Below are 22,040 nucleotides of genomic sequence, written 5' to 3' on the forward strand. Positions count from 1 at the left end.
TTTTATTTTAGAGAGCAATTTTCTCTTGTACAGATTTGCCATTTTTGTCTTTCCCGTAAAACATGATGTAATCTAATTTTACCGAAATTCCTGTTGTTCCTTTTTTCTGTTTCAGAAAAACTCTATTCAACGTCATCAGTTTATTGTTAACCGTTGTTTGTACAATAGGCTTGTGACTCGAATTTAATTTCAATGTTAATTTTTGATTTGGATAAGATACAAGAGTTAACTCGTAGACATTTTTTTCTATTTTTTTAACATTCAATCCATACGCTAACTTTCTCTGAATAGAAGAAAGCGGTTTTTTTTCTCCATTCTCAGCATATAAAATGCGGTAAATATCAACTGGATCAGAATCATCTAAAACACCTTTACTCGCAAAAACAGCATCGTAAACAAATGTATTTTTATTCTCGTTGTGTTGAATGTAAAATAATCTATTCTCCGATTTTGGTGGTACCGGATAGCCTTCTTGAGCATTCACAATAAAAGAAAAAAGTAAAAAATAGGTGTAAAAAAAATATTTCATAACAATATGTTTAATTTTTAAAAGTTATGAAATTTTTAGGCTAAAACCTTAAATCCAGATAAAAATTTTAGTCAATTTGACTTGAATTATATCATTTTGATCAAAAAAATCTTGCGGAAATTTGATTAAATCTGAAACTTCTATTTTTTCATCATCCTTAACAAATATGTATTTGCTATGAAATGAATTTGATCTTTTCCAATTCTTGAAAGTAATATGTTCAATTTGAAGAGCTGAATCATTTAAATCAATCTTTTTGACAATCTCTTTTTCTTTAATTAATAAATAATTTTCTTTTCTATTGTAATAAATCGCTCTTTTAGACTCTTTCCAATAATGATTATACGAGTTAAGAAGTGGGAAAATAAAAATAGTTCCAAAAAATAAAGCGACAATTCCAACTAAAAAATTAGTCAAAGAAAAACTTCCAAATAACATTGTAAAAGAGATAAATAAAAAAACTAAACTTAACCCGAAAAACATCAACGAATTGATGATAGAGAAGTAATCTAAAAATCCAATTTTTAATCTTAAAACTTCATCATCAATGTGTTTATTCTCTCTTTGGGAAGATATTATTAATAGTAAAATAGGTAGAAATATAATGCAAAAAAGTAGGGAGAGTACAATTATATTTTCTGTACTCATTATACTTTTCGCTTACTTTTTTCTTTGATAAATTCTACAATAATCGGAACTAAAGAAAAAACAATAATTGCCATGACAACAATTTCGAAATTGTTTTTGATAAATGGAATTGTTCCTAAAAAATAGCCAGCTAATGTTATTCCGATAACCCAAATTGTTCCACCTAAAAAATTGTATTTGATAAATGTACCATAATGCATTTTAGAAATTCCTGCAACAAAAGGCGCAAGCGTTCTTACAATCGGAACAAAACGAGCGATGACAATTGTTTTAGAGCCATATTTTGTAAAGAAATCTTCGGTTTTCTGAATAGCAGAATCTTGAATGATTCGTCTTCCGAAAATTTTGGCTGTAACTAATTTCGTTCCTAAGGTTTTCCCAATCGTATAATTGACTGTATCTCCTGCAATCGCTGCAACCCAAAGCAATGCTAAAACGATGTAAATATTAAGTTGATCTGGAAATGCAGCAGCCAACATACCTGCCGCAAATAAAAGCGAATCGCCAGGTAAAAAAGGCATGACAACCAAACCTGTTTCGATAAAAATTAAGAGAAATAAAATTAAATAAAACCAATTTTGATATTCGTTCAAAATGGTTTCTAAATATTTATCGATATGTAGTATGTAATCTAAAATTTCCATGATTTAAAGGTATAAAAAAACTCGACCGAAGTCGAGTTAAATTTTTATTCTTGTTCTTGTTCAGCTATCTTTTTTTTGCCGAACTTTTCTTTTATTACTTCTATTACAATTGGAAGAACTGAGGCAATTGTGATTCCTAAAATTACTTTAGAAAAATTGTTTTGCACCCATTCTATATTTCCTAAAAAGTATCCAATAAGTGTTAAACCAACAACCCATAAAATAGCTCCGATCACATTATAAGTGATAAAAATAGAGTATCCCATACGTCCGATACCCGCAACGAAAGGTGCTAAAGTACGTACAATTGGTACAAAACGAGCAATTACAATCGTTTTAGAACCGTATTTTTCGTAGAATTCGTGCGTTTTATTGATATGTTCTTCTTGGATGAAATTTTTACCAAAAATCTTCACTTTAGTTGCTTTATAACCAACTTTCTTACCGATTGTATAATTCAACGTATCACCGAGTATGGCGGCTACCAAAAGAATTGCAATCATAATCCATACATTCATATCATTTGTTTCTTGCGCAGCTAACATACCTGCCGCAAACAATAGTGAATCACCAGGTAAAAATGGCATCACAACCACACCTGTTTCCACGAAAATGATTAAAAATAAAATTGCATAAAGCCACAAACCATATTCGTTAGCAAACTCTGCTAAATGCTGGTCGATATGCATAATAAAGTCAAAAAGACTCATAAATACTTCCATAAAAGTTGATTAAATTTCTGAAGCATCAAAAGCATTTTTGATATGATTTACGCTCCAAGATTGTTGTTTTTTTAAAAGTGCTAAAATATCAAATCTTACTTCAGAAATAAAATTATTTTTCTGAATAAAATCATCTGCAGCAAGAATTAACAATTTCTTTTTCTTTACATTAACTGCTTCTTCTGGTTGAGAAATATAATTTGAAGTTCGACTTTTTACTTCTATAATAACAATTTCATTTTCGTACTGAGCAATGATATCAATTTCAGCTTTTCGAAAAAAGTAATTTCTTGCCAATATTTTATACCCATTTTGGATAAGATAATTCGCTGCAAATTCTTCTGCTTCTTTACCAAAATCGTAGCTCGTACTCACACTTATGTCTTATTTTGTTCCGTACAAACGATCTCCAGCATCTCCTAAACCTGGAACAATGTAACCGTTTTCGTCTAACTTTTCGTCTAAAGCTGCTAAGAAAATTGGAACTTCTGGGTAAACATTTTGTACTGCTTCCACTCCTTCTGGGCAACCTACTAAACAAGCTAAACGAACAGATTTTGCTCCTCTATCTTTCAAAATTTCGATTGCTTTAATCGCAGAACCTCCAGTTGCTAACATTGGATCAACCAAAATTACATCGCGAGAATCTAAATCTGTTGGCAATTTACACAAATACTCAACAGGTTGTAACGTATCATGGTCACGATAAAGTCCAATATGACCAACTTTAGCTGTCGGAATTAATTGATGAATTCCTTTTACCATTCCCAATCCGGCACGTAAAATAGGAACGATAGCCATATCATTTCCTTTGATTTTAAAACCGATTGTTTTAGTAATTGGCGTTTCAACTTCAATTTCTTCTAACTCAAGATTACGCGTAATTTCATAACACATTAAGCCAGAAATTTCGTCAACTAATTCTCCAAATTCTTTCGTTGTCGTATTTTTATCACGCATTTGAGTGATTTTAGCTTTCACTAATGGGTGATTGATGACGTTTAAATTATCTGTTTTCATATTTGTTTGTATAATGTTGCAAAGTTACATTTTTTGAGGTTACATTAAGCTGAACTTTCGCACCCATTTTTAAAGAAATATTATGCCCTGTATGTCCTGCAGGAAAACCAAAAGCTACCGGAATATTTAAGGTTTTTGTAAAACTATGAATGACTTCATAGGTTTTTGGATCAAATGGAAGATTGTAGTTTTCAGCATTTTCTTCTTCAGTATCCATGTGAGTAAAACTTCCGAGGATAATTCCTTTTACTTGAGTAAGAATCCCGTTACGTTTCAGGTTCATTAACATTCGGTCGACTGCGTACCAATTCTCGAACCAATCTTCTAAAAATAAAATCTTATCCGAAGGATTTATTATTGCAGATTCGCTACCCAAAAGTGAATATACGATTGAAAGATTTCCTCCAACTAATTCTCCTTCTGCTTCGCCTAAATTATTGTATGAATGTGTTTGAATTTCGTAATTAAGCTCATTCCCAAACAACGCTTCGTAAACACTTTGGTAAGATGATGGATGATATTCAGTATTTGCTAATTTCTTCGCTGTAACGCCGTGCAAAGTCTGAAATCCTAATCGATTAAAATGATTGTGAAAAACGGTAATATCAGAATAACCAATAATCCATTTTGGTGTTTTTTTGAATTTAGTTAAATCCAAATCGTCAATAATTTTGACTGAACCATATCCTCCACGCGCACACCAAACTGCTTTTATTTCAGGATCATCTAAAGCCCACTGAAAATCTTCGGTTCTTAACTCATCTGTTCCTGCGTATTTGTAGCCAAAATCGTATTCCGCATAAATATTTTCCCCAAGAACTGGAATCAATTTCCAAGATTTTATCAACTCTATTGCTTCATCTAATTCGCCTTGTAGCATTCGTTTTGCTGGGGCAACTATTGCTATTTTATCACCTTCTTTTAGAAAATCGGGTTGAATCATTATTTCTATAAAATTTATGTAAAGTTAAAAACAAAAAAAAGACGAACTACAAGCGTTCGTCTTTTTGTTATGATAATGAAAAATGTTTCTTTAGAAATTGTAAGTTACACCTGCATTCCAAGTTCTTCCATTCCCCCAGAAGTAACCGTAGTTATCTTTACGAGAAATGTATTGATCATTGAATAAGTTTTTGATGTTACCTCTAAATTTAATAGACTGACTATTTGTAATCTTGAAGTTATACGACATTCCTAAATCTACAGTTGCAAATGGGTTAATACTTGCATTTTTGTATTTATCTCCTTTGATATTTGCCTTTGCAACATCAGCAACATTTACGTTTTCGTATAAACGAGCGTAGTAATTAAAGTCTGTATCAAAAGATAAAGCTTTTGTTACTTTTACTTTAGTACCCATACCAAATGTAAATTGAGCAGCATTACCAACTCTTACACCGTCTAAGTTACCTTTTCCGTTCTCTGTACCTGCAACAATTTCTTGTGTATCAGTATCTTGAACTTGGTAAGTAAAATCTCCTTGGTATCTCCAATCTCCTGCAGACGCATAACCTCTAATTGTCCAATCACGTGTTACTTTAGCATCAAAATCTACCTCTAAACCTTTGTGTACTTGAGATAAATTATTTAATAAGTAACGTACATTTTTGTGAATTTGATTATTAGAGTCTGTAAAATCTTTATCATTATAAGTATCAGCTCTATTATCCCATTCAGTATAATATGCATTAATATTAACTCTTAATGTACGAGTTTTGTAACGGTAACCAGCTTCAATACTTTGAATTTCTTCGTTTTTAACTGTTGGCTCAACAAAAGTAACTGTATTACGTACAAACATATTATTTAAATATGGTTGACGAGAGTATTTACCTCCATTAACAAAAACGCTATTTTCTTTATTTAAATTAATAGAGAAACCAGCTTTTAAATTATAACCAATTTCTGTGCGCTCACCTGAATAAGCTTTACCGTTTTTAAATTTGATACCTTGTTTTTCTGCAGATTCTGCAGTATAGTTCCAGTTATCATATTTTTCATACTCTTGCCAAGATAAAGCACCTTGGAAGAATGCTGAGAACAATTCGTTTGAGTATTCAGCTTGTCCAAAGAAACCTTGATAGTTAATTCTTTCTGAATTATCAAATCCTATTCTTTCGCTGTGTTTAGCTTTATTGAATAAAGAATTCCAAGGGCTTGAGCTAAATGTTTTGTCAACTACATAATCTTTTGAACGTTGTACATTAGATGCAGCACGACCAGAAGCTCCTAATAAATTATTTAATTGCTGATAGTGTTCACCTTCGTAAAAACGAATATCAGTACCTACATTGAACGTTAATCCTTTCTTTGTATCGAATGTTAAGTTAGAAACTCCTCCATACCAGAAGTGATTGTTAACAGAAGATGCTAAAACAGTACCGTTATTTCCATTAGAAATTCCGTTTGTTAAGCCTTTATTCATTGTAGCTAATACATCCCAATCAATCTCTCCGTTTGCTTTATAACCACCATCAGTATATCCAGGTCCGTTACCTAAAGTACCAACACCTCCACCAGTACCAGTAGATGCATAAATTACTGTAGATAAAGATAAGTTTTCATTAATCGCAAAATCCCAGTTTAAGTTAGCAACTGGCTTGTGATAATAATTTGTTCTAGCAGATAAAGCCTCACCATTATAGAAACCGTAATTAGAGTTTCCTAAACGACCTGTAATATCATAACCTGGAGTAGCAATAATACTTTTATTAACTCCATTTACTTTAATGTTACGGTATTGAGTATCCATTGGTTTAGAAAAATTCTGACCGTGTTCTTGTGGAGCACCAAAAATCATAAAGTTAAATGTATGACGTTCGTTTGGCTTAAATCCAACAGAAACAAAGTAAGATTGTCCTTTACCTTCTGTACCACGTGCAAAACTTCTGTGAGCAGACCAGTTATCAAACATGAAAGAAGCTCCCCACTTACCTTTCATACCTGTATTATAACCAATTGTTTGTTTTTGGTAAGAATCATTTCCTGTTAAATAACGTACAAAACCACCTTCTTTTTTATCAGTTGCTTTTGTTACAATATTCACAGTTCCACCAACTGAAGAAATTGCTAATTTAGACGATCCTAAACCACGTTGAGAATCAATTACATTTGCAATATCAGAAACTGATTGCCAGTTTGACCAATATAAACTTCCGTTATCCATTCCATTGATAGGTTGCCCATTCAATAAAAATGCAGTGTTTGATTGATCAAAACCTCTCATATACATTTTTGCATCACCAAAACCTGAGGCTTGATCTGCAACATAAATAGATGGTGAATTTTTTAATAATTCAGGAAACTCAACATTCCCAACTCCTTTATCAAGGATCTCTTCACGAGTAATAACTGTAGATGCAACAGGAGTCTTACGATTTTCTGCAACATCGATTACACCTTTACCAATAATTAATGTCTCGCTTAAGTTTACGTTTTCTTGCTCTTGTTCAACCTTTGTAGAATCTGTTGGTTCAACAACTTGAGCGAAAGATAATGATGCCGTTAAGGCAAAAGCTCCTACCAATAAAAGCTTTACTGAGTTTAACCTCATCTCTTGAAATAGTTTAAAAGTTTACTGACGCAAATTTCTACACTTTAAATGAGATTATTGTTAAATTATCGTAAAATTTTAAAAATTTAGTTAACAACTCTTCTTATAATTGTCAATTTATCTATTTTAATTACTTAATAATACAAATAACGCAATATTAAAGACTTCTTTTTACAAAATTTAAATTTTTCTTTAACATTTTATTGAAAATAAACATTAATAATACGTTAAATTTTAACATTAAAAGAGGTTTTTAAAAGATGATTTTTCTAATAAATTTTAAAATAACGAATTTTATTCAACTATTTAGAATCAGTTTTAATAAGTTTCGTATATAATCAACGAATTAATTTACAATAAAATAATCAATTACAGCCAACAAATAAAAAAGAGCTTAATCAAAATAAGCTCTTTAATACAATATTATATAAATGATAATTTAATAATTCATCTACAAATGTTAAAGAAAAACATCTATTTAATCGCTTTTAGACTCAAATCAAAGTTTGGAGCTGAATGAATAATTGCTCCTGACGAAATAAAATCTACACCCGTTTCGGCAATCTCACGAACAGAATCTTTTGTAATTCCACCCGACGCTTCGGTTTTTGTTTGTCCATTAATATAAAGAACGGCTTCTTTCATCGTTTCTAGATCAAAATTATCTAACATGATAAAGTCTACATTAGCTGCAAGTGCTTCTTTAACCTCGTCCATATTTCGTGTTTCCACTTCTATTTTTAGATGTAAATGATGTTTTGACAAATAGTCTTTGGTTTGCGCAACAGCCTTTGTGATATTTCCACAAAAATCAACGTGATTATCTTTCAACATCACCATATCATATAATCCAAAACGATGATTTTCTGCTCCACCTATTTTAACCGCCCATTTTTCTAACATACGGAAATTTGGTGTCGTTTTTCTTGTATCCAAAATCTTTGCATTCGTTCCTTTTACCAACTCCATCATTTCATGCGCATAAGTAGCAATTCCTGACATACGCTGCATACAATTAAGTGCTAAACGTTCGCAAGTTAAAATAGACTGTGAAGATCCTTTAATTTTGAAGGCGATATCTCCAAACTGTACTTTATCACCATCATTTTTATAGGTCGTAACAGTTAAAGACGGATCAAAAGTGGCAAAAATTATTTTAGCTAATTCTATTCCAGCAATTATTCCGTTATCTTTTACTTTTAGTTCAGCTTCCTGAATTGCATCATACGGAACTGAAGCTAATGTAGAATGATCGCCATCGCCAACATCTTCTAAAAAAGCCTGACGAATAAATTGTTGTAGTTTTTCGTGTGTGATATATTGTGGAAAATCCATTTTTAATTATCTATAAGTTAATTGAGAAAATATTGATTGATTAAATTCTTTTTTGGTTTTGAATTCATGATACTCAGCCCAAGATCCATTTTCTATCCTAAAAACGGTAATTAATACTTGAACTGAAGGATCGTTTTCGAAGAAATTTTTAATCTGCAAAACATACTCTTTATCATCAATTTTACCTTTTGTAATATCTATAACTCCAGATTTGAACGCTTTGTCAAAAGCAGTTGCATAAGGTTCTACAGAAGCCATCTCGAATAAATTAGAGTATTTCCCTAAATAGTATTCGCGTTCATCTTTGTGTCCGTAAGTTGTTAAATTAAATTCTTTATCTATTCTTACTTCTATTGCTTCTTCGTCGGTTTGTAAAGTAAACAAAACACGATTTTCTGATGGAAATTGATTGAAGTCGTTGTTCGTTTCTGCTGACTCATAACGAACAGGTAAGTTAAGATAAACATCTGTTGGTTCATTTTTATCATCTTTACCAGGAGTAATATGTAGTTTATTACGATCCATCTTATTCTGCATCAAAATAATACTCGACATCGCAACACTATTAAAAATAGGATTTGCTCCATCTGTAGATAAATTGGTAAAACTACCTTCTTTACTTATCGCAAAATTTAATTTAGATTGAGCCGATTCTATATGCAAATAATCTGCAATATTAGAAAAGAAAGCGATTTGAGATTGCACATCTTGATTCAGATTCTTATTCATACATGATACAAGATCTTTATTCTCAGTAAAAGTCTCACACCCAAAATAAACAGGCATTTTCTTAATACTCGATTTAGTTTGAGCAAAACTCAAAGACGAAAAAAAACATGTTACGAACAGAAAAAAACTCTTCATTTATTTAAAATCTTTGTTGTAAAAAGTTCCACGATTTTCTTTTTGATTGATACTTTGCTGAATAATTAATTGCGCCACATCAACCAAGTTTCTCAATTCTAACAACTTTGGAGAAATAATAGAGAAATTGTAAATCTCTTTGACCATTTTTTCAATTTCATTGATACGTTGTTGCGCAATATCCAAACGAGAATTACTACGTACAATCCCGACCAATTCGCTCATCATCGCTTGTAATTGTTTACGCAAATACGAAATCAAAACTAATTCTTCTTGTACTTTCATTCCTTCAGCATTCCATTCTGGGAAATTGAAATCATAAATTCTGAAATGATTTTTCTCTAATTTATCAACCGTTTTTAATGCTGCACGATGTCCAAAAACCATTGCCTCTAACAACGAATTTGACGCCAAACGATTTGCACCATGCAAACCAGTATTAGAACATTCGCCAACTGCAAATAAATTATCAATGGAAGTTTTTCCATCTAAATCAACATCAATTCCTCCACATAAATAATGCGAAGCTGGCACAACAGGAACCAATTCTGTAAACATATCATATCCTTCGGATTTACATTTTTCGTAAATATTAGGGAAATGTTCAAAGAATTTTTCTTTGTCTAAATGACGACAATCAATGTAAACATAATCATCACCACGCAATTTCATTTCATTATCAATTGCTCGCGCCACAATATCTCGCGAAGCTAACTCTTCACGCTCATCATATTTATGCATAAACAATTCGCCATCTTTTGTTCGCAATTTTGCTCCAAAACCACGAACAGCTTCCGAAATCAAAAATAGCTGTCCATCAAACTCACTGTAAAAAGCAGTAGGATGAAATTGAATAAATTGCATATTAGAAACCGAGGCATGCGCACGACGAGCCAAACCAATTCCATCGCCAGTCGCAATAATTGGATTGGTTGTATTTTTATAAACATGCCCAACCCCTCCCGTTGCAAGCAACGTTATTTTGGCTAAATGACGTTCTACTTTTTCAGATTTTAAATCTAAAATATAAGCGCCATAGCATGTTGTTTTATCTGTTTTATCTTGACGAAGATGATGCTCAGTAATTAAATCTACCACAAAATGATGCGTTAGCATCGTGATATTTGGATAAGTTTTGATGGTCTCTAACATGGCACGTTCAATTTCCCAACCCGTAATATCTTTATGATGAACAATTCTATTTTCGGTATGACCACCTTCTCTACCTAAATCATAAATACCATCGTGATTTTTGTCGAAACGAACACCCCAATTTATAATTTCATTAATGCGTTCTGGCGCTTCTTTTACGACAACCTCAACAGCCTCTAACTTACACAAACCATCTCCTGCACGAAGCGTATCCTCGATATGTTTCTCAAAACTATCTTTCTCAAAATCGCTCACAACCGCAACTCCGCCTTGTGCGTATTTGGTATTTGTTTCGTCTTCGTTGGCTTTTGTTACAATTGTAATTTTAGCATCTGGATAACGAATGGCAATTTTTAAAGCGTAAGAAAGCCCAGCAATACCAGAACCGATTACTAAAACATCTTGAATCGCCATTATTTTATTTTTTCAGATAATTCTAACATTCTATTAATTGCAGCTAACGCTTTAACACGTAACTCTTCTTCGATTTGTATTTCTGGCAATTCATATTTCATGCACAGATATAATTTTTCTAATGTTGATAATTTCATGTAAAAACATTCAGAACAATTACATGATTCATCTTGAACTAATGCTGGAATTAATGTTTTATTCGGAGCAAGTTTTGCCATTTCGTGCAAAATTCCTTCTTCCGTTGCCACAATAAATTCTTGGGCATCATTTTCTACCACATAATCTAACAAACGAGAAGTTGAACCAATGAAATGCGCAAACTTCAATAAATCCTCTTGCGCTTCTGGATGCGCAATTAATTTCGCATTTGGATGATCTGCCATTTGTTGTGCAATTCTTTCTAATGAAAACGCTTCGTGCACCATACAAGCTCCGTCCCACAAAATCATTTTACGATTACAAACTTGATTTAAGTATCGTCCTAAATTACGATCTGGTGCAAAAATAATTTCTTGATCTTCTGGCAACGAATTAATAATTGCTTCTGCATTCGAAGAAGTCACAATAATATCTGATTCGGCTTTAACACCTGCATCACAATTGATATAACTTACCACAATTGCATTTGGATGTTGCTCACGCAAACCACGCAAACCTTCTGCTGAACATGAATCAGCCAAAGAACAACCTGCTTTTGTATCAGGTAAAACAACTTTTTTGGTTGGATTAACAATTTTTGCAGCTTCAGCCATAAAATGAACACCACAAAAAACAATCATATCAGCATCTGTTTTTGCAGCAGCACGCGCTAATTGTAACGAATCGCCCAAATAATCGGCTAAATCCTGAATTTCTCCAGATTGATAATAATGCGCCAAAATCACTGCATTTTTCTCTTTGCGTAATTTGTTAATTTCAGCAATTAAATCGGTTCCTTTTGGAATTTCTACATCCAAATAACCTCTATAATCTAATTTTTCTATCGCTTGTTCTAATGTATTCATTTGTGAGTGTTTTTATTTTATACCTAATTGCTTTTTCACTTCTTTTGACAATGCATCTTTGTGCACTGTAAAAGCAATTGACTTCATTCTGAAAAAAGGTTTCGACATATAAATATGACCATTATTTCCTAAATCTGTTGTTCCCCAAGAATTTTTAACATCATAATATTGATTTCCCAATTGATCATTCAAAATTCCCGTAATATGCATTAAATGGTCATCTTCTGTCGAATAATCTTCGAAACCTTTTTGACGTTCATCAGCAGAAACCCATTTTTCAGGTAAAATCTGAACAAAATAATCTGATTCTAAACCTTCTGAAGGCCATATTGCCATTCCATATTTTTTAGAAAATGTTTTTTCCGAAACATCTGTATCAAAAGCCGCTGTGTATCCTTTATATAATGCTTCATCCAAAACTTTCATGTATTCATCTAACGGTAAATTATAATATGAACCATTTGAGAAATTATCTGGCACTTGTAAAATAAATTGCGAATAATATGGCGCTTGCTGAAAAGATGTTAAGGTTACATAATCATCTGGATTAATTTTCAGAAATTTTGCAAATTCTTGCGGTGTATATTCTTTTCCTTCGAATTTGAATTTTGTCGGAGGAACACCTAATTTATCATTCAATTTTTGATCAAATTTTGATTTCCAATCTGCTGTTAAATATTTTTTAGGATTTTTTACAATCGAATCTAATCCAACTTTCAAATCCTTTACCAACATTTCGTGGTTATGTTTCACATCTGTTCCATTCGCAAAACCTGCATAAACTTCGTTTGGAACTAATCCATTTTTACGAACCGAATTTAAAACATCATGCGACAAACCACCTTCGCTAAATTGAGCTTTTCCTTGGCGATATACATAATTATACGCTTTTACAGGATAAGTAAAACGCACATTATACATTTCCGATAAATCGACATCTTTTCCTGTCAAACGTTTCACTTCCGATTCTAAAAAAGAAGTTGTCGAAAATGACCAACAAGTTCCTGTTTTTCCTTGCGAAATAATAGGAAGTGCAGAATTATTAACTAATTCTTTGAATTTGAAAGGTGTTTCTTGAGCGGTTGCTAAAAAGCTAACTAAAGCAAATGCTCCGAATATATATTTTTTCATTTGTGTTTGTATAGATTTCAAAAGTAAAATTATTTTATGAGGTTTTTAACGAAAGATGGAGGAAGTTTAGAATTACGATTTTAGAATTACGAATTATTACAAGTTTTTAACATTACTGGATTCTGCATTCAGTATAAAATTTCAGTATTCGAACAAATTATAAATCAAATTAGTATAAATATTCAATTTTTATTCATCTTAAAATTAATTTTCGTGAAAATGCCATAAATGACTCAAAAACCTATTAACTTTGCTCAAACATTACGCAAATGCAACCAAGAGAAGATTTTTTATTGAAAGCTTACGAGCTGGGAATTATAAAATTTGGAAATTTTACTTTAAAAAGTGGTATAGAATCTCCTTTCTATGTCGATTTAAGACCTTTAGCTTCGAGTCCACAATTACTAAAAACTTTAGCAAATAACTTATTAGATTTAGTTGAAGATGTAGAATACGACTTGATTTGTGGTGTGCCTTATGCAGCTTTGCCGATGGCGACTACAATGAGTTTAACATCGAATATTCCTTTGATTATCAAACGTAAAGAAAACAAAGGTTACGGTACTAAACGTATGGTAGAAGGTGTTTTTGCAGAAGGACAATCTTGTCTTTTGGTAGAAGATGTAATTACTTCTGGACAATCTTTGTTAGAAACAATTGATCAAGTTGAGCGCGAAGGTTTACGTGTAAAAGATTTGGTTGTTGTTTTGGATCGTGCGCAAGGTGGTTCTGAAAAATTGAAAGAACAAGGTTACAATGTGAAAACGTTATTTACAATTCACGAGGTAATCGATATTTTACATAAATATCACCGTTTGAGCGATGCTGAAGCGAAAAAAATCAAAGACTTTTTAGCTTTACCGCCAGAAGCAGTTCCTGCAAAACAACGTATTGCATTGGAGAACAAAAAAATTGTACATCCAGTTGGAAAACGTTTGGTTGAATTAGCATTGAAAAAACAATCTAACTTAATTGCTTCTGCAGATTTAATTACTTCTGAAGAAATTACAGATTTCGCTAAAAAAGTTGGTGATCATATTGTTGCGTTAAAATTACACTCAGATATTATTCAAGATTTTTCGGATAACTTAATTGTTGAGTTGAAAAAAATCGCGCGTGAAAAAGAATTCTTATTATTCGAAGATCGCAAATTTGGTGATATCGGAAATACGCAAGAATTACAATTTAAGAAATCGATTTACAAAATTTCTGATTGGGCAGATTTAGTAACTGTTCATCCAATTGGAGGTTTAGAATCGTTGAAAGTTTTCGAAAATACAGGAGTTATCACAATTGTTGAAATGTCTTCGAAAGGAACATTGACTGATGATTATTACTTTACAAAAGCAATTAATGTATCAGAACAATCTGGTAATGTTTTGGGAGCTGTTGCACAACGCCAAGTTCCGGATAACTTGTTATTGTTTACACCTGGTGTTAATATTTCTTCAACTGGAGATAGCAAAGGACAACAGTACAATACGCCAGAATTAGTTTTCAAAAATTACCACACAGATTTTATGATTGTTGGTCGTGGAATTTACAAAGCTGTTGATGTAAAAACTGCAGCAAAAGAATACCAAACTTTAGGTTGGGTTTCTTACCTACAAAGTTTGAATAACTAAGATTTAAACAAAATTTTAATAAAAAAATCCACTCAAAAGAGTGGATTTTTTGTTTCTATAATTATTTCTTCAAAAGATTAATACTTACTGTAGCTAATTCATTGTTCGGATATTTTTTAAACAATGAATGATCTGGAATTAAACCTGTTTCTTGACAAATGCGGTGAAAAACATCAACTTCAACAATATATTGATCAGAAAAACCATGCGTTGCATCATAAGCTGTTGCTGGAGTTTCTCCTAAATTTTTTGCTGTTAATTCTGGTATAATAGTATGTAACTCTATTAACAACAATCCAAATTTACCTACATAAGGCGACCATTTTTTGAGATGATTTAATAAGTTTTGCTCCACATCGTTATTTGATAAACGTTCTCCTCTAAAAGCAAAAGCTCCGGTTGAAGTACTTATTTTAGATGTTTCTACATCTTTTACATCTTCCCAAATACGGTTATGGTCTAAAAATGTTCTAATATTTAATAAATCACTCAATTCAATAGAATAATCATTCTTCAAATCATCTGCTAAACGATCTGGATCGCCAATATCTCCCCAAATTACTTTAGCCCAAATATCATTTTTAATCAAATTTGCACGAGTCACTTTTAGCGCCGCCTGATTATAATCTGCACCAACTAAAAACAATGGATAATCGTCCAAATGTTTTCCTCTCAGCGTTTGTCTTTCGATAACATCATACAAATGTTGCAAAAGCGCACCATTGCCACATCCCATGTCCAAAATACCTTTGGGTTGTTCTTCTAACGGACGATTAAAGATATCAATGATAAACTCATCTACCACTTTAAAATAGGTTGAATGCGCACCGCCACTACCCCAAACGTTCATTTCTCTATTTACATGTTGCTCATCTTCACCTTCAGCAATTTCACGAAGTTTGGTTGGTGAACCAAAAAGCAAATCATTCAGCTTTGCAAACATTGGTAAATAAGAAACCGTTACTCCATAAGAAGTTGCTCTACGAGCAAAAAACAATCCTTCTTCTGTAAATTTATAATTCTTTTCCTGTCTTGTAAACCAGCCTAATTCTGCTAAACGCTCTAAAACTTTTTCAAAAGCTTGAGGATTTTTATGAAATTCATCTGGATTGAATGATGCTTCCATAAAATATTTATGAAATAAACCACTCATTCCCATTCGGACAATAATTGGTCCTACTAAAACACCTTCGATATGTTTGGTAATTTGATAATGAAGTGGTTTCTCCAGAAATTCTTCATCCTCAGCAGTCATTAAATAGGTTTTATACTTGTCAAATAGTTTTACCCACTTTTTACAAAACTCATCCGAAAAATCATGTTGCTTCAACACTTCATCTTCAGCTAAAAAATTAGCTAAATCCTGGTAAATATCAATATTTGTAAATGCTCTATCAGAATATTTATTGGTCTGTATTTCTACTGTATTGCTTTCGTTGTTCACAGAATATTCAAGCATATTTTGCGATGCCAAAACACGCAAAGCTACATTTAGATAACCTTCGTTTGATTGAAATTCTTTTGTCAATTCATCGATCATCATCGATTTATGTTCAACAATATAGTGCAACACACCTTTGCTCGCTAACGCATTTAAAACTGGAGCAGTAACCAAACCATCAAGATGTCTGAAAATTAACGATCTCAAATATTTTTTATCCATTTAGGTTTATTTTTCTATTATAAATATATTGAATATTGCAATACAAATACGTGAATGAAATTCTAAAATTTGAATTATTTTTCATAAAAAAAACCACTCAAATCATGAATGGTTTATATGTAATTGAATTAGCTTTTTGCGACGAAATTTCCGTTTAAATCAAACTTTAATGTAGGCGAATTGTGTTGTAACAATTCTACTTTTATTTCTTTCTGATCTTTTTCTATTTTCTCTATTCCTACTTTAGGATAACTTTTTCCGATATACTCTACAATTGATTTTGGTATAAACTCAGTCGGAATTGGATTATTCAGTTCACTCTTTACTTCTTTCCATTCTCCGTTTTCAGAAAACTCAACTTTAATTCCATTTTCTAATTGAATTTTATAAGTAGAAGTCGTACGCTCTGTTTCTTTTAAACTATGTAGAAACTTTACATTTCCTAAATTCTGAGCAATAAAATTTTGAGCTGCGACTGGTAATTCATTCCCCGAAATCAGCTTTTCGTTTGCGTCTAATTTCTCTGTTTTCTGTTTTCCTTTATCGTCTAAAACTACGTAAGAATCTTGAGGTGTCTGTGAAGAATCTGCAATATCATTTTCTGAAACCAAAGCATCTTCTGGTAATTCAGTTTTGCTAATTTCTGTTGAAGTTGTTGTTTCTTTTTTAGACTCACACGAATAAAAAGTAAAAAGTGAGAGACTTGCGGCTATTAATACTATTTTTCTCATAATTGTTGATTTCGAGAAAAAATATCAAGCATTATACCACAACAAAAAAGCCGATTAAAATTTAACCGACTTTTAAGATTTTATCTTTTAATATTTCTGAACTAAAATTAGATATTCCCAAGGTTTTAATTTCAGTTTTGTTGTTTCATCAAATGTCACTTCTTCATTATTCATAAAATTCTTGTAAAGTCCATGAATAGGAACTGTAATATCTGTAGTCGTTTTGGATAAATTAGCTATAAAATATGCTTCTTTCGCAGCTTTTTTTCGTTTGAATGCCAAAATTGATTGATCATCAGAAGTTTTAAGTCTTTCATATGATGCAGCTTTTTTAGCACCATTAAATGCTTCATTTGTGATTTTAAGTTCACCTAATTTCTCATAAACACCACGCATTTTAGCCGTTGGATTACGATCAATTGAATCTTTAGCATCAAACTTTAAACGTCGATTAAAATCTTCTTCTTGTCCATTATAAATCATCGGAATCCCTGGTAAAGTATAGGTCAAAGCTGTAAAAACTTCTACAGCATTTCCCATTCTTTCATATTCTGTTCCTTTCCAAGAATTTTCATAATCATTAGACGTAAATAACAATCTATAATCATCTGCTTGCCATTTTTCTGAAGTAGATTTCATATATGTATCAATAGCCGAAACGTTTTTCTTGCCTTTCGCAATATCATTCATAATATGATATAATTGTGATCCATATGCTACATCAAAAGCATTTACTAAAAGTTCTGATTTCTCTGTTTCTCCTAACATAAAAATTTCACGAGATTTTGCTAATTGAGGTTTTGCCTCATTCCAAAAATCAACAGGAACCTCATCTGCTTTATAGCAATTGAAACCATCAACTTTAAAATTTTCTAACCAAAACTTCATTTCAGAAATCAGCTGACTCCTCATTTCTTTGTTATCAAAATTTAGAGTTACAACATCTTTATAATTTGATGTAGAAATTGGCTTACCTTTTTTATCTAATTTATACCAATCAGGATGCTGTGTAACCCAGACATGATCTAAAGATGTTTGATGAGAAACCCAATCTAAAATAACATACATACCATTTTTGTGCGCTTCATCTACCAACTTTTTGAAATCTTCTGCATTTCCGAAAGCTGGATTAATTCCTCTAAAGTCTTTAATCGAGTAATAAGATCCTAAACCTTCTTTTCCATTTTCTCCGATTGGATAAATTGGCATTATCCTAAGAATTTTGACTCCTAATTTTTTGATATTAGAAATCTCTTTGGTTACTGCTGCAAAATTTCCTTCTGGAGAAAATTGACGAATATTAACTTCATATACAACAGAAGTTTCTGCCATCTCCGCAGTAAACGGTAAAATACCTTGTTCTTTTAATTCTGATTTTACTTCTTCTGATTTTGTTTCTTGTTTGTTTGTACAACTCATCAAGAATAAAGTTCCTAAAACTGTAAAGACAACTATATTTTTCATCATAAATCTTCTGTTAACCAATCAACTATCTATATAAGTAATAAAAGAATCGTGCCATTATTTAAAATAACTCTTACTCAAACGAAAAAACAAGGATTATGGAATTGTCGTTTCTCTATGTAAAAGCTCTGTCCCGATAACTTCTGTAATATAATGTTCGTGCTCATTTTCTGATTCAAGTTTTTTAATCAAAAGTCGAGCAGCAATTTCTCCCATTTTAAAAGCATTCTGCTTTACTGTCGAAATACTTGGAATTGAGTTTTTAGAAATCACACCATCTGTAAAAGCAATTAAGAAAAGATCTTCTGGAACTTTAATTCCTCTTTTCAAGGCATTTCTTAATACATTTACAGCATACAATTCGTTTACAGCCATAATTGCATCAAATTCATTGTTCTCAAAAAACTCATCAATCATTACATCCATCTTACTTTCGTCCTCAATACGTAAAATTAGATTTTCATCAACTTCAATTCCGTTTACTTCTAGTGTTTTTTTGTAACCTTCTGTACGCAAACGTCCTACACTTATATAATCTGGAGTTGTAATGAATCCTATTTTTTTTCTTCCTTTACTAATAAAATATTGTATTGCTTCTTGCGTTGCAAGTACATCATCAATAATTACTTTGTCTGTATAAACTTCGCGCGTTACGCGATCAAACATTACAACAGGCATTCCTTGATTGATAATTTCTTTGATATGATGATAATCTTTTTTGGCTTGAGTTTCCTTTGATAGCGAAATAACGAAACCATCAATACTTCCTGCTGCAAGCATTTCCATATTAATAACTTCTCGCTCATAAGATTCGTTAGACAAACATATTAACACATTATAACCCAAATCGTTTGCTAAATACTCTATTCCATTGATAACATTAGCAAAAAAGTCATGAATAATTTCTGGAATGATTACAGCAATCGTTTTTGATTTTCGATTCTTTAAACTTAACGCAATACTATTCGGCTTGTAATTATATAATTTAGCAAAAGCTTGTATTTTTTGACGAGTAGCTTTACTTATTTCACTACTATTATTCAATGCTTTAGAAACCGTAGAAATGGACACATTTAGTTCTTGTGCAATATGTTTTAATGTCAAATTTTTCCTCATAAAAACTCAATACTTCAAGTAGCTAAAATTACTTATAAAATTGTATAAAACTTACTTTATAAAAGCAAATAATGTATTTTACTTTAGTAATTAAACGACTTCATTAAAATTTGGACAATTATATTTTATTCGTTTAAAAATTAAGCTTGATATTGTATTTTTCGTAAAAATTCTGAATGTGAGCAACCGCTTCTTCAGCTGTGTCTACAATTCGGAAAAGATCTAAATCTTTCTCAGAAATATAACCTTCTGTCAAAACTGTTTGTTTAATCCAATCAATTAAGCCAGACCAATATTCGGTTCCGACTAATACAATCGGAAAACGTCCCGTTTTTTTGGTTTGCACCAATGTCATTGCTTCAAATAACTCGTCCAATGTTCCGAAACCACCTGGCATTCCGATAAATCCTTGCGAATATTTAACAAACATTACTTTACGCGCGAAGAAATAATCAAAATTAATTTCGTATTCTCGGTCGATGTATTTGTTAAGAGAAGTTTCAAAAGGTAAAGAAATTCCCAATCCAACAGATGTTCCTCCTCCTTTTTGAGCTCCTTTGTTTGCAGCTTCCATAATTGCAGGACCTCCGCCAGTAATTACACCAAAACCAATTTTAGTTAATTGATAAGCAATATCTTCTGCTAATTTATAATATGGATGATCTTGAGAAGTACGAGCCGAACCAAAAATAGACACACAAGGTCCAATTTTCGACATTACTTCGTAACCATTTACAAACTCTGCCATAATCTTGAACAATGCCCAAGAATCATTAATTCTAATCTCGTTCCAATCTTTTGGTCGAAACGGCGATTTTATTCTATCGTCTTCTTTTTCTTTATCTGTCATAGTATTTTAAATAAAAAAACCGCAACAACAATGTTACGGTTCAATATACAAATTTTATTGTTTCTTAATGATTAATCTCTACTCATAAAAATTCTCAAAATATACCAGAACAATAACATTAATGAAGCAAATAACGATAATGCCGCTGCTACATATTGTTGTGTTCCGAATTCATATTTTAGTTGGTGAGTGTTATACAAAATTGCTCCACCAGCTAAAGCACACATTCCTACTGAGAACCATAATCCTAAATCGAACCCGAATAACATTCCTGCAATAATCAATCCAAGTGCTAAAAAGAATCCGATTGTTAAAGCTCCACGTAAAATAGAGAAATCTGCTTTTGTTAAAAATACAATTGCTGATAAACCAATAAATAATCCGCCTGTTACAACTGCTGCTTGTTTGATAACAAAAGTTCCGCCATAATTTAATGCAATTGCTAATAACGGAATAAAAATAAATGCTTCTGCAATAATATATAATAAGTATCCTAAATATTGTTGTGATTTAGAAACTGATCCGTACGCCATTTTTTGTGCGACCCAAGTAACTCCCATAAAACCAGCTAATAAAATAAGCCAAAGATATCCTTGTGTTAAACTCAACATAAAATTAACCAAAGCATCTGATTTTAGAAGCAATGATTCGATCAATACAAATACTAAAACTCCACCTGCAACATGTCCGTAAGTGTGTTTATAAAACGTTGCTCTCTCTGCACTTGTTGCTTCGGCAACCAATTGATTTTGATGATATACTTGTTGATTTTCCATAGTCTATTTATTATTAAGTTAGATGATTTTAATTATAATGCTAAAATACTAATTTAAAATTATTTCTTAACTCACTATTTTCTGTGAATTTTTGACTGATTTTATCCAATCTTTTAATCCAATTATTGATAAAATCAACAAGACAATATATTGCACCGAAGTGATGACTGCTCCTTTATAAATCATTAATGGAATCATGATTAAATCACCGATAATCCAGAAATACCAATTGTCAATTTTTCTTCTCGCCATCATCCACATACCAATCAAAAAGATTGCGGTTGTAGATGCATCTACAAAATCAATTTTGGTATAATGCAATTTACACTGATTGATAAAACTGAAATCAAAACCATTTTGAATGACTGGACGGAAATAATAAATCGTCAAAATAAAGAGAAAACTCAATGCGAAAAGTAATGTCGCGTACAAATATTCTTTTTTCGTTGCCCACGAAACATCAACATGTTTATGATCTGCTTCAAGATTTTTTTGCCACAAAATCCAACCATAAATTGCCATCGAAGTATAGTAAATATTGATAATGGTTTCGCCATATAATCCCCAATTAAAAAATAAATAAATGAAAATAAATGTCGAAATAATCGTAGTTGGATAAACCCAAATATTACGTTTGTAGGTATAATAAACGGAAATAATTCCGAACAAAGTTGCTATTATTTCAAGCAAGATATTCAGTGTAGAATAGGTTTTGTAAGGCGCAAGGATATAATCAATAAAATCGTTCATTGTTAAGTTGTGAGTTGTGAGTTGTGAGTTAAAAATAATTCTTTCTAAA

21 protein-coding genes are annotated in these 22,040 nt (G+C 31.7%); 1 reads left to right on the forward strand and 20 read right to left on the reverse strand.

Annotation, left to right across the window (positions count from 1 at the left end; all coding sequences use genetic code 11):
* Positions 1 to 7: 7 nt before the first annotated feature.
* The 13 genes from QHG34_RS09325 to QHG34_RS09385 all read right to left on the reverse strand — a co-directional run bounded on the left by QHG34_RS09325 (position 8) and on the right by QHG34_RS09385 (position 13,016).
* A complete protein-coding gene (locus tag QHG34_RS09325) occupies positions 8 to 529 on the reverse strand; it encodes a DUF4833 domain-containing protein (protein ID WP_282629903.1) in 522 nt (173 codons plus the stop codon).
* A gap of 48 nt (positions 530 to 577) precedes the next feature.
* The gene (locus QHG34_RS09330; RefSeq protein WP_282629904.1) at positions 578 to 1,177 is read right to left on the reverse strand and encodes a hypothetical protein; all 600 of its coding nucleotides are present in this window, start codon (positions 1,175 to 1,177) and stop codon (positions 578 to 580) included.
* Positions 1,177 to 1,821 carry a DedA family protein gene (locus tag QHG34_RS09335; RefSeq protein ID WP_282629905.1) on the reverse strand — a complete coding sequence of 215 codons (645 nt, stop codon included), beginning with the start codon at positions 1,819 to 1,821 and terminating at the stop codon, positions 1,177 to 1,179. Before QHG34_RS09335 ends, QHG34_RS09330 begins: the two co-directional genes overlap by 1 nt.
* 44 nt (positions 1,822 to 1,865) lie before the next feature.
* Positions 1,866 to 2,543 carry a DedA family protein gene (locus QHG34_RS09340; RefSeq protein ID WP_282629906.1) on the reverse strand — a complete coding sequence of 226 codons (678 nt, stop codon included), beginning with the start codon at positions 2,541 to 2,543 and terminating at the stop codon, positions 1,866 to 1,868.
* Between the two features lie 9 nt (positions 2,544 to 2,552).
* A complete protein-coding gene (locus tag QHG34_RS09345) occupies positions 2,553 to 2,918 on the reverse strand; it encodes a YraN family protein (protein WP_282629907.1) in 366 nt (121 codons plus the stop codon).
* A 9-nt stretch (positions 2,919 to 2,927) separates the two neighbouring features.
* The gene (gene upp, locus QHG34_RS09350) at positions 2,928 to 3,563 is read right to left on the reverse strand and encodes a uracil phosphoribosyltransferase (RefSeq protein WP_282629908.1); all 636 of its coding nucleotides are present in this window, start codon (positions 3,561 to 3,563) and stop codon (positions 2,928 to 2,930) included.
* Positions 3,550 to 4,506 (reverse strand): S66 peptidase family protein, encoded by a 957-nt coding sequence (locus QHG34_RS09355; protein ID WP_282629909.1) that lies wholly within the window; start codon positions 4,504 to 4,506, stop codon positions 3,550 to 3,552. The genes upp and QHG34_RS09355 overlap by 14 nt, the downstream gene beginning before the upstream one ends.
* A 90-nt stretch (positions 4,507 to 4,596) precedes the next feature.
* Entirely contained in the window at positions 4,597 to 7,116 is a 2,520-nt protein-coding gene (locus QHG34_RS09360; RefSeq protein WP_282629910.1) for a TonB-dependent receptor, read from the reverse strand.
* 474 nt (positions 7,117 to 7,590) lie between these two features.
* Complete coding sequence (nadC, locus tag QHG34_RS09365; RefSeq protein ID WP_282629911.1) at positions 7,591 to 8,451, reverse strand: carboxylating nicotinate-nucleotide diphosphorylase; 861 nt, start codon at positions 8,449 to 8,451, stop codon at positions 7,591 to 7,593.
* Between the two features lie 6 nt (positions 8,452 to 8,457).
* Positions 8,458 to 9,180: a hypothetical protein gene (locus QHG34_RS09370; RefSeq protein WP_282629912.1), complete on the reverse strand. Its 723-nt coding sequence runs from the start codon at positions 9,178 to 9,180 to the stop codon at positions 8,458 to 8,460.
* Positions 9,181 to 9,315: 135 nt separating this feature from the next.
* Positions 9,316 to 10,881, reverse strand: coding sequence for an L-aspartate oxidase (nadB, locus tag QHG34_RS09375; RefSeq protein WP_282629913.1), 1,566 nt, complete (start codon positions 10,879 to 10,881; stop codon positions 9,316 to 9,318).
* Positions 10,881 to 11,885 carry a quinolinate synthase NadA gene (nadA, locus tag QHG34_RS09380; RefSeq protein ID WP_282629914.1) on the reverse strand — a complete coding sequence of 335 codons (1,005 nt, stop codon included), beginning with the start codon at positions 11,883 to 11,885 and terminating at the stop codon, positions 10,881 to 10,883. The genes nadB and nadA overlap by 1 nt, the downstream gene beginning before the upstream one ends.
* 12 nt (positions 11,886 to 11,897) lie before the next feature.
* Positions 11,898 to 13,016 (reverse strand): C1 family peptidase, encoded by a 1,119-nt coding sequence (locus QHG34_RS09385; RefSeq protein ID WP_282629915.1) that lies wholly within the window; start codon positions 13,014 to 13,016, stop codon positions 11,898 to 11,900.
* A 269-nt stretch (positions 13,017 to 13,285) separates the two neighbouring features.
* Between QHG34_RS09385 and QHG34_RS09390 the strand changes: the two genes are divergently transcribed.
* Positions 13,286 to 14,641 (forward strand): orotate phosphoribosyltransferase, encoded by a 1,356-nt coding sequence (locus tag QHG34_RS09390; protein ID WP_282629916.1) that lies wholly within the window; start codon positions 13,286 to 13,288, stop codon positions 14,639 to 14,641.
* Between the two features lie 61 nt (positions 14,642 to 14,702).
* On the opposite strand, the gene QHG34_RS09395 is transcribed toward QHG34_RS09390, so the two are convergent.
* The 7 genes from QHG34_RS09395 to pnuC form a co-directional block, all read right to left on the reverse strand.
* Positions 14,703 to 16,304, reverse strand: coding sequence for a class I SAM-dependent methyltransferase (locus QHG34_RS09395; RefSeq protein WP_282629917.1), 1,602 nt, complete (start codon positions 16,302 to 16,304; stop codon positions 14,703 to 14,705).
* Between the two features lie 128 nt (positions 16,305 to 16,432).
* Positions 16,433 to 17,035 carry a PepSY-like domain-containing protein gene (locus QHG34_RS09400; protein WP_282629918.1) on the reverse strand — a complete coding sequence of 201 codons (603 nt, stop codon included), beginning with the start codon at positions 17,033 to 17,035 and terminating at the stop codon, positions 16,433 to 16,435.
* An 87-nt stretch (positions 17,036 to 17,122) separates the two neighbouring features.
* Entirely contained in the window at positions 17,123 to 18,502 is a 1,380-nt protein-coding gene (locus QHG34_RS09405; RefSeq protein WP_282629919.1) for an alpha-amylase family glycosyl hydrolase, read from the reverse strand.
* A 93-nt stretch (positions 18,503 to 18,595) separates the two neighbouring features.
* The gene (locus QHG34_RS09410; protein WP_282629920.1) at positions 18,596 to 19,615 is read right to left on the reverse strand and encodes a LacI family DNA-binding transcriptional regulator; all 1,020 of its coding nucleotides are present in this window, start codon (positions 19,613 to 19,615) and stop codon (positions 18,596 to 18,598) included.
* Positions 19,616 to 19,748: 133 nt separating this feature from the next.
* The gene (locus QHG34_RS09415; protein ID WP_282629921.1) at positions 19,749 to 20,465 is read right to left on the reverse strand and encodes an LOG family protein; all 717 of its coding nucleotides are present in this window, start codon (positions 20,463 to 20,465) and stop codon (positions 19,749 to 19,751) included.
* A gap of 71 nt (positions 20,466 to 20,536) precedes the next feature.
* Positions 20,537 to 21,241, reverse strand: a complete 705-nt coding sequence (locus QHG34_RS09420; RefSeq protein ID WP_282629922.1) for a Bax inhibitor-1/YccA family protein — start codon at positions 21,239 to 21,241, stop codon at positions 20,537 to 20,539.
* A gap of 66 nt (positions 21,242 to 21,307) precedes the next feature.
* Complete coding sequence (pnuC, locus tag QHG34_RS09425; protein ID WP_282629923.1) at positions 21,308 to 21,991, reverse strand: nicotinamide riboside transporter PnuC; 684 nt, start codon at positions 21,989 to 21,991, stop codon at positions 21,308 to 21,310.
* Positions 21,992 to 22,040 lie beyond the last annotated feature (49 nt).

The organism is Empedobacter sedimenti, assembly GCF_030005555.1.
Lineage (GTDB): Bacteria > Bacteroidota > Bacteroidia > Flavobacteriales > Weeksellaceae > Empedobacter > Empedobacter sedimenti.

Excerpts from the sequence above, each read along its gene's own strand:
- QHG34_RS09325 (WP_282629903.1), bottom strand. The coding sequence starts at position 529 with ATGAAATATTTTTTTTACACCTATTTTTTACTTTTTTCTTTTATTGTG.
- QHG34_RS09330 (WP_282629904.1), bottom strand. The coding sequence starts at position 1,177 with ATGAGTACAGAAAATATAATTGTACTCTCCCTACTTTTTTGCATTATA.
- QHG34_RS09335 (WP_282629905.1), bottom strand. The coding sequence starts at position 1,821 with ATGGAAATTTTAGATTACATACTACATATCGATAAATATTTAGAAACC.
- QHG34_RS09340 (WP_282629906.1), bottom strand. The coding sequence starts at position 2,543 with ATGGAAGTATTTATGAGTCTTTTTGACTTTATTATGCATATCGACCAG.
- upp (WP_282629908.1), bottom strand. The coding sequence starts at position 3,563 with ATGAAAACAGATAATTTAAACGTCATCAATCACCCATTAGTGAAAGCT.
- QHG34_RS09355 (WP_282629909.1), bottom strand. The coding sequence starts at position 4,506 with ATGATTCAACCCGATTTTCTAAAAGAAGGTGATAAAATAGCAATAGTT.
- QHG34_RS09360 (WP_282629910.1), bottom strand. The coding sequence starts at position 7,116 with ATGAGGTTAAACTCAGTAAAGCTTTTATTGGTAGGAGCTTTTGCCTTA.
- nadC (WP_282629911.1), bottom strand. The coding sequence starts at position 8,451 with ATGGATTTTCCACAATATATCACACACGAAAAACTACAACAATTTATT.
- QHG34_RS09370 (WP_282629912.1), bottom strand. The coding sequence starts at position 9,180 with ATGAATAAGAATCTGAATCAAGATGTGCAATCTCAAATCGCTTTCTTT.
- nadB (WP_282629913.1), bottom strand. The coding sequence starts at position 10,881 with ATGGCGATTCAAGATGTTTTAGTAATCGGTTCTGGTATTGCTGGGCTT.
- nadA (WP_282629914.1), bottom strand. The coding sequence starts at position 11,885 with ATGAATACATTAGAACAAGCGATAGAAAAATTAGATTATAGAGGTTAT.
- QHG34_RS09385 (WP_282629915.1), bottom strand. The coding sequence starts at position 13,016 with ATGAAAAAATATATATTCGGAGCATTTGCTTTAGTTAGCTTTTTAGCA.
- QHG34_RS09390 (WP_282629916.1), top strand. The coding sequence starts at position 13,286 with ATGCAACCAAGAGAAGATTTTTTATTGAAAGCTTACGAGCTGGGAATT.
- QHG34_RS09395 (WP_282629917.1), bottom strand. The coding sequence starts at position 16,304 with ATGGATAAAAAATATTTGAGATCGTTAATTTTCAGACATCTTGATGGT.
- QHG34_RS09400 (WP_282629918.1), bottom strand. The coding sequence starts at position 17,035 with ATGAGAAAAATAGTATTAATAGCCGCAAGTCTCTCACTTTTTACTTTT.
- QHG34_RS09405 (WP_282629919.1), bottom strand. The coding sequence starts at position 18,502 with ATGATGAAAAATATAGTTGTCTTTACAGTTTTAGGAACTTTATTCTTG.
- QHG34_RS09410 (WP_282629920.1), bottom strand. The coding sequence starts at position 19,615 with ATGAGGAAAAATTTGACATTAAAACATATTGCACAAGAACTAAATGTG.
- QHG34_RS09415 (WP_282629921.1), bottom strand. The coding sequence starts at position 20,465 with ATGACAGATAAAGAAAAAGAAGACGATAGAATAAAATCGCCGTTTCGA.
- QHG34_RS09420 (WP_282629922.1), bottom strand. The coding sequence starts at position 21,241 with ATGGAAAATCAACAAGTATATCATCAAAATCAATTGGTTGCCGAAGCA.
- pnuC (WP_282629923.1), bottom strand. The coding sequence starts at position 21,991 with ATGAACGATTTTATTGATTATATCCTTGCGCCTTACAAAACCTATTCT.